The following is a 6,080-nucleotide window of genomic DNA, read 5'->3' on the forward strand; positions in this document are numbered from 1 at the left end:
CATCGTCGTAGCAGAAATTCCCGACCGAAGGGACACGCTCGATGAACGTCGCAGGAACCGCTCTCAAGACGGCCCTACTCTCGGCGGCCATGGTGGTGATGGCCGCCACGGCCACCACCGGCACGGCTCTGGCCACGGCGGCGGCCCCGCCGGCCTCGTGCCCGACCATGCGCAACCCGGTCAACGCCACGAACACCGTGACCCGCAAGCAGAAGACCATGCCGAACAGCCAGACCCTGGAGCTGCGATCGGGCACCATCAGCGGCCTCGAGTACGCGTGGGCACGCATCCTGAACTCCAAGGACGGCGACGTCGTCTGGGTCGACTACTCGATCGACGGCGGGGCCAACTGGCGGCAGTGCGACCTGCGGACGCTCAGCGGCGGCGTGAACTACGGCTACGGGCTGCTGACCAGCTCCAGCTCCAGCGTCTGCATGCGGGCCGGCGCTCGCCCCAAGGCAGGCGCCGTCTCCTACCTGACCGCCTGGTGGTGCTAGGAAGCCGGGTCCGGCCTGGCCACCACGCCCGGCTCCCGGGGAGCTCCCGGCGCCGCCCGGCGTCAGCGGTCGATCAGTGTGGTGGCCAGGCGGCGCAGGCGTTCGCGCAGGTCGGGGGCGTGCGGACCGCGCGTCAGGAGGAGCTGGTGCACCGCGCCGACCAGGGCCAGGGCCAGTGAGGCGGTGTCGGCGTCGGAGGTGAGGCGGCCGAGTCGTCGTTCGGCGTCCAGGTAGGCGGTGAACAGGCGTTCGGCCGCGTCCAGTTCCAGGGTGCCGTCGTCGAGCGCCTCGCCCAGCCGGGTCACCAGCGACGGCCTGGCCAGCACCAGGCCCGCGAGCGCCATGAGGTTGCCGGTGAGCAGCGTCTCGATCGCCGCCATCAGGTTGTCCACGACGGTCGCGGTGCCCGCCCGTGCGGGCAGGTCGCCCATGCTGTCCGTCGCCGCCCGCGCCCGGTCGACGAAGAGCGCGGCCAGGAAGGCGTCGAGGTCGCCGAAGTGGTTGTGGAGCAGGCCGGTGGCCACGCCGGCCTCGCGGGTGATCGCCCTGCCCGTGAGCCCTGAGGGCCCCTCGCGCAGCAGGACCTGTTCGGCGGCGTCGAAGAGCTGCTGCCGTACCTGGGGGATGGTCACGCCGCGTGGGGACATGATTCCGAACCTTACCGCCTTGCCAGAATGAACACTCGCTCATACTGTATGAGCGAGTGTTCATTCTGAGGAGGAGCATGACGAAGGAAGAGTTCGCAGGAACGCGCGGCGGCAGGACCGCGAGACGGGTGATCGTCGTCGGTGCGGGCATCGCGGGGCTCGCCGCGGCGTTGCGGCTGCGTCAGGCGGGCTGGCGACCCCTGGTCGTCGAACGCGCCCCGGCACGCAGGAAGGGCGGCTACGCGGTCGTCTTCTCCGGCGTCGGCGCCGCCGCCGCCGGACGCATGGGCGTCCTGCCCGCGCTCCAGGCGCGCCACGTCGGCGGGTTCGACCTCGCCTATCTCAGGGCCGACGGGCGGCCCCGCTTCACCGTCCCGCGCCCGACCGTAGGACGGCTGCTCGGGGACGGCGGACTGGCGCTGCTGCGCGGGGACATCGAGGCCGTCCTGTACGAGGCGGTGCGCGACCGGGCCGAGATCCGGTTCGGCGCCACGGTCACGGGCGTGCGGCAGGACGCCGGGGGAGTGGACGTCACGTTCGGCGACGGTTCGTCGGAGCGGGCGGACCTGCTCGTCGGGGCCGACGGGCTGCATTCGTCCGTACGCGACCTGGTCTTCGGCCCCGAGGAGCACTTCCGCCGCGACCTGAGCCACGTGGTGGCCGCCTTCACCCTGGACAGGCTGCCCGACGGCATGCCGGAACGGGCCTTCAGCACGATCACCGCCGTCGGCCGCACGTTCACCGTCGCCGACCTCGGACCCGGCCGGCACGCCGCCTTCTTCACCTACGGCACCGCCGACCCCGGCGCCGAACTGGCCAAGGGGCCGCGCCGGGCGCTCCGGCAGGCGTACCCGGGCTTCGGGTGGACCGTCCCCGCCCTGCTCGCGGACCTGCGCGAGGAGGACGTCTACTTCGACAGCGTCAGCCAGATCGTCATGGACCGGTGGAGCCGCGGCCGCGTCGCCCTGCTCGGCGACGCCGCCTGGTGCCTGTCGCTGTTCGCCGGCTACGGCTCCTCGCTCGCCGTGGGCGGCGCCGACCTGCTCGGCGCCGAACTCGAACGCCGCCCGGACGACGTCCCCGCGGCCCTGCGCGCGTGGCAGACCGGCCTGCGGCAGGAGGTGACCGAACGGCAGCGCAAGGGCCGGGCCAACACGGGGGTGCATGCACCCCGGAACCGCCTCGAACTCCTCCTGCGCGACCTGCCCCTGCGCCTGGCCACCTTCCCCCCGGTGACCGGCCTGCTCAGCCGCCACCTCAGCTTCCACGACACCTGACGCGAGCCGGGACCGTCAGCCCGATAGGCGCCAGTTGCACAGGCCCTCGATACACAGCTCGGTGGTCGTCCTGCGGGCGTCCGGGGCCTTGATCGACACCTTCTCGCCCACCCGTGGTGGCGGGTGTCGACGGAGAGCGTCCTGCCCGCCAGTTCGTCGAGGACGTCGGGGAAGGTGAACGTGCTCCGCACCCTGTGCCGAGCAGCTCGGTGTGCCAGGGGTGAAGCTGGTGGGAGTCCTTCCATCAGGTCTTGCCCTTCTTCAGCCGCTTTCCTGCTGAGCAGGACGAGATCGCCCATCCGGCAGGGTTTCTCGAGGGCGTGGAAGGTGTGGCCTCGTTCGCCGTCCCGGCCCAGGCGGTGTCCGCTCAGTCGAAGGACGGTCTGACGCTCCGGTCGCGGCTTCGCTTGAGCTCGAAGAAGCCTTCGGTTCCGGCGACCAGGACCAGGCCGTCCCAGAGCCGGCCGGCTGCCTCGCCGCGGGGCGCCTGCCTGAGCACCGGGCCGAACAGGGCCGTGCCGCTGATGCGGAGAACGGGGGTCCCGACGTCGAGCCCCACCTCGTTGAAGGCCTCGTCGTGGGAGTCCCTGATGAGCTGGTCGAACTCCTCGCCGGTGGCGGCCTTGACCAGCTCGTCGGGCAGGCCGACCTCCGTGAGGGCCTCGGTGATGACCGTGGGGTCGTCGCGACGTCTTTGGTTGTGGAAGCGGGTGCCGATGGCGGTGTACAACGGGCCGAGGACTCCGCGGCCGGCGTGCTCGGCGGCGGCCGCGCAGACCCGTACCGGCCCCCAGGCCTTCTCCATCTGGTTCCGGTAATCGTCGCTCAGCCCCTCGCCCTTGCGCTGGACGAGGTTCAGGTGGGCCAGCGACATGAGCCGCCAGTCGGCGTGCACCGGCCGGACCCGCTCGACCTCCAGCAGCCAGCGTGAGGTGACCCACGCCCAGGGGCACAGCGGGTCGAACCAGAACGGGACCTCGACGAGCTCCGACTCTTCCGTGATCGTCATGATGCGTTCCTTCCTCTGGTCGCCGGGATCGACACCAGCAGAGGTTAAAGGGAATCGCACGAACCGGCGAGAGGCAGCACAACTCGCAGAAAAACGCCACTCCCCATTTCCGACACCTTTACCGGCGAAGCACACTCCGGTTCGGTGTTCGCCCGCAGCGCGACCGATCGGGCGCCGTCCTCGGCTATCCTGCGAAATCGATCTTGTCAAGAGTTGATCATTTTGGGGCAGTACCATACTTTTCGTTCATCCGACCCTGACGGGAGCGACGGATGAATCTGAATGCGGCAGTTGCGACAGGAGCCGCTGCTCAGGTCGTACTTATCGTGGTTTTCCTGATAGCGACACTGTCAAAGACCATAACCCACCGCGAACTCGGCCGGACCATCGCCCAACTCGGTCCGGCGGCTCTGGGACGGCAGGCCGCGACCGCGGTGATCGCCGCCGAGATGCTGGCCGTGATCGGCCTGGCGGTGGCGCCGTCCGCTTTGTGGCCCCGGGCGCTCATCGTGCTGCTGGCGCTGGCGTTCGCCGGCGCCGGGATCCGCGCGCTGAGCCGCGGCGAGAAGATCAAATGCGGTTGTTTCGGGAACGGCGGCGCGGTGCTCGGCTGGCGCCAGGTGCTGTACCTGCCGCTGTGGTCGGCGCTTGCCGTGCTGGCCGAGGTGAACCCGCCGACCTGGACCGCGCAGGAGGGACTGCTCGGCCTGGCCGTGGCGCTGCTGGCCATGGTCGCCTGGAAACTGAGGGCCGAACTACGCCTGTTGCGCCCGCTGCGGGAGGACCGGATGGTGCTTCCCGACCCCACCGAACCCGAAGCGGAGGTGCACGCCGCATGACGACGGTGCTGCTCATCGTGATCTGCCTGCTGGCCGTGGTGCTGTTCGTCCAGATCGGCGCGCAGGTGGAACTCTTCCAACAGGTCAAGCAGATCCGGGCCTACCTCGACATGGAGGACAAGCCCACCCCGGTGGAGCTGGGAACCCTGGAGGGTGCCCCGCCGAGCCGCTTCGGCCTGCCGGCGGCCCTCGACGAGGCCGAGCGGGCCATGGTGCTGTTCCTGTCCAACAAGTGCGAGACCTGCCACAACCTGGCATCAGCGCTGCGTGGGGGAGCGGTGCCGCCTTCGATGTGGGTCGTGGTCGTCCCGGTGTCCGGCGACGGCAACGAGTTCATCGCCGAGTTCGGGCTGTACGGCGAGCGCGTCATCCTCGACGAGGACGAGAGCATCGTCGGCAGCATCGGGCTCGACATCACACCCGCCGCACTCCACGTCACCGAAGGGAAGCTGACACGGGCCCACACGGTGCCGACGGTCAGGCAGATGTACGCCGCCGCCCCTGTCCCCTACAAGCACAACCTGGCCGGCAAGCCCTCCGTACGGCACTGATCCGATTTCACCCCACGGCCAGAGAGGCCAACATGGATCACCTCCACAAAATGTCGGACGGACCCGATGGAAACCGGCGCGGATTCCTCGGCTGGATGGGCAGGGTCGGTGTCGCGGCGATCGGCGCGGTCGCGGGCGCCACCGTGATGACCAAGCCGGCGGCTGCGGCGAACTGGCGCTGCTGCAACCTCGCCCTCCCCAACACGTTCTGCAAGACCAACAGCAGCGGGCAGTACGTCTGCCCGTCCGGTTACAGCATGAAGGTGTGGCAGTGCTGCAGCGGCTCGGCGCCGTACCAGCGCAAGTACGCCTGTGGTGAGTGCACCAAGGGCGCGGACTGCGGTTCGGGTCCGTTCATCTGCTCGGCCGGCTGGACCGTCAACGCCAACGGCTGCTGACAGCGACCGGGTGGCCGGCCGGGCGTCATGGCCTCGGCCGGCCACTCCGGATGGAGGATGTCGTGTCCTTTGACACCTGGCTGACCTTCGCGCTGGTCCTGCTCATCGCGAGCGCGGGCTTCGCGCAGTTGTTCAGCTTTTGAGGCCTTTCCTTCGTCGGATATCTCCGCCCCCTGGTTCAGGGGAGAGTTCCCGGGGAGAAGCCCATGTACCGGCCGATCCTCATGCTCATGCTCGGTTTCAGCATCTCCGCGCTGCTCGCGTACGGGCTCGTCCACCTGCTCGGTTCCGGCCTGTTCGGCTCGGTGCCGGGGACGGGCGCCAAGCTCGCCGCGGCCACGGTGATGCTCGCCTGCCTGGTGATCGACTCCGGGCTGTTCGGGCTGCGCACGCCCATGTGGCGGCGCCAGACTCCGCAGCAGCATTTCTACCGGTTCGGCCCGGCCAGGGGAGCGCTCCTGTGGGGGCTGGACACCGGTCTGGTCCTGACCACGTTCAGGGTCACCTCGCTCACCTGGGCGGCGCTCGGCGTCACCCTGCTCGGGCTGGTGCCGTGGTGGGCGGGACTGGCCTACGCGATCGGCTTCACCTGGCCGGGTTTCGCGCTGGTCGCGATCGTGCCACCGTCGAAGGACCTGGTGGAGATCCCTGAGCCGATGTGGCTGATCGACTGGCTGATGGAGAAGGAGAAGCCGGTCAGGCGGCTGGCGCTGGGCCTTCTCACGGTCACGTTCGTCGGCGTCGTCGCCTCGTCGTTCCTGGGCTGACGCGCCGCCCCCCCCCCCGGGGGGGGGGGGGGCGGGCCCGGGGGATGCCGCGCCCGGGTGCTATTTTTAATAAAACCCCCCACACGGGCTTGTCA

Annotated in this window: 8 protein-coding genes; 6 read left to right on the top strand and 2 right to left on the bottom strand. The window is 69.8% G+C overall.

Annotation, left to right across the window (positions count from 1 at the left end; translation table 11 throughout):
• The first annotated feature begins 41 nt into the window (after positions 1 to 41).
• Entirely contained in the window at positions 42 to 497 is a 456-nt protein-coding gene (locus tag ACWCSU_RS51675) for a hypothetical protein (protein WP_449944801.1), read from the top strand.
• Positions 498 to 559: 62 nt separating this feature from the next.
• Here ACWCSU_RS51675 and ACWCSU_RS51680 read toward each other — a convergent pair whose 3' ends face one another.
• Complete coding sequence (locus ACWCSU_RS51680) at positions 560 to 1,144, bottom strand: TetR/AcrR family transcriptional regulator (RefSeq protein ID WP_449944803.1); 585 nt, start codon at positions 1,142 to 1,144, stop codon at positions 560 to 562.
• A 77-nt stretch (positions 1,145 to 1,221) separates the two neighbouring features.
• Between ACWCSU_RS51680 and ACWCSU_RS51685 the strand changes: the two genes are divergently transcribed.
• A complete protein-coding gene (locus tag ACWCSU_RS51685) occupies positions 1,222 to 2,421 on the top strand; it encodes an FAD-dependent oxidoreductase (RefSeq protein WP_449944806.1) in 1,200 nt (399 codons plus the stop codon).
• Positions 2,422 to 2,788: 367 nt separating this feature from the next.
• Here the strand turns inward: ACWCSU_RS51685 and ACWCSU_RS51690 are convergent, their stop codons facing one another.
• A complete protein-coding gene (locus ACWCSU_RS51690; protein ID WP_397041528.1) occupies positions 2,789 to 3,430 on the bottom strand; it encodes a mycothiol-dependent nitroreductase Rv2466c family protein in 642 nt (213 codons plus the stop codon).
• Positions 3,431 to 3,702: 272 nt separating this feature from the next.
• Between ACWCSU_RS51690 and ACWCSU_RS51695 the strand changes: the two genes are divergently transcribed.
• From ACWCSU_RS51695 to ACWCSU_RS51710, 4 genes are all read left to right on the top strand, one after another.
• The gene (locus ACWCSU_RS51695) at positions 3,703 to 4,269 is read left to right on the top strand and encodes a MauE/DoxX family redox-associated membrane protein (RefSeq protein WP_357703963.1); all 567 of its coding nucleotides are present in this window, start codon (positions 3,703 to 3,705) and stop codon (positions 4,267 to 4,269) included.
• Positions 4,266 to 4,820: a hypothetical protein gene (locus ACWCSU_RS51700; protein WP_357703961.1), complete on the top strand. Its 555-nt coding sequence runs from the start codon at positions 4,266 to 4,268 to the stop codon at positions 4,818 to 4,820. Before ACWCSU_RS51695 ends, ACWCSU_RS51700 begins: the two co-directional genes overlap by 4 nt.
• A 95-nt stretch (positions 4,821 to 4,915) precedes the next feature.
• Positions 4,916 to 5,218, top strand: a complete 303-nt coding sequence (locus ACWCSU_RS51705) for a hypothetical protein (protein WP_357703959.1) — start codon at positions 4,916 to 4,918, stop codon at positions 5,216 to 5,218.
• Between the two features lie 206 nt (positions 5,219 to 5,424).
• Positions 5,425 to 5,985, top strand: a complete 561-nt coding sequence (locus ACWCSU_RS51710; RefSeq protein ID WP_357703957.1) for a hypothetical protein — start codon at positions 5,425 to 5,427, stop codon at positions 5,983 to 5,985.
• Positions 5,986 to 6,080 lie beyond the last annotated feature (95 nt).

The organism is Nonomuraea sp. NPDC001699 (assembly GCF_053596455.1).

Excerpts from the sequence above, each read along its gene's own strand:
- ACWCSU_RS51695 (WP_357703963.1), top strand. The coding sequence starts at position 3,703 with ATGAATCTGAATGCGGCAGTTGCGACAGGAGCCGCTGCTCAGGTCGTA.
- ACWCSU_RS51700 (WP_357703961.1), top strand. The coding sequence starts at position 4,266 with ATGACGACGGTGCTGCTCATCGTGATCTGCCTGCTGGCCGTGGTGCTG.
- ACWCSU_RS51680 (WP_449944803.1), bottom strand. The coding sequence starts at position 1,144 with ATGTCCCCACGCGGCGTGACCATCCCCCAGGTACGGCAGCAGCTCTTC.
- ACWCSU_RS51690 (WP_397041528.1), bottom strand. The coding sequence starts at position 3,430 with ATGACGATCACGGAAGAGTCGGAGCTCGTCGAGGTCCCGTTCTGGTTC.
- ACWCSU_RS51675 (WP_449944801.1), top strand. The coding sequence starts at position 42 with ATGAACGTCGCAGGAACCGCTCTCAAGACGGCCCTACTCTCGGCGGCC.
- ACWCSU_RS51710 (WP_357703957.1), top strand. The coding sequence starts at position 5,425 with ATGTACCGGCCGATCCTCATGCTCATGCTCGGTTTCAGCATCTCCGCG.
- ACWCSU_RS51705 (WP_357703959.1), top strand. The coding sequence starts at position 4,916 with ATGGGCAGGGTCGGTGTCGCGGCGATCGGCGCGGTCGCGGGCGCCACC.
- ACWCSU_RS51685 (WP_449944806.1), top strand. The coding sequence starts at position 1,222 with ATGACGAAGGAAGAGTTCGCAGGAACGCGCGGCGGCAGGACCGCGAGA.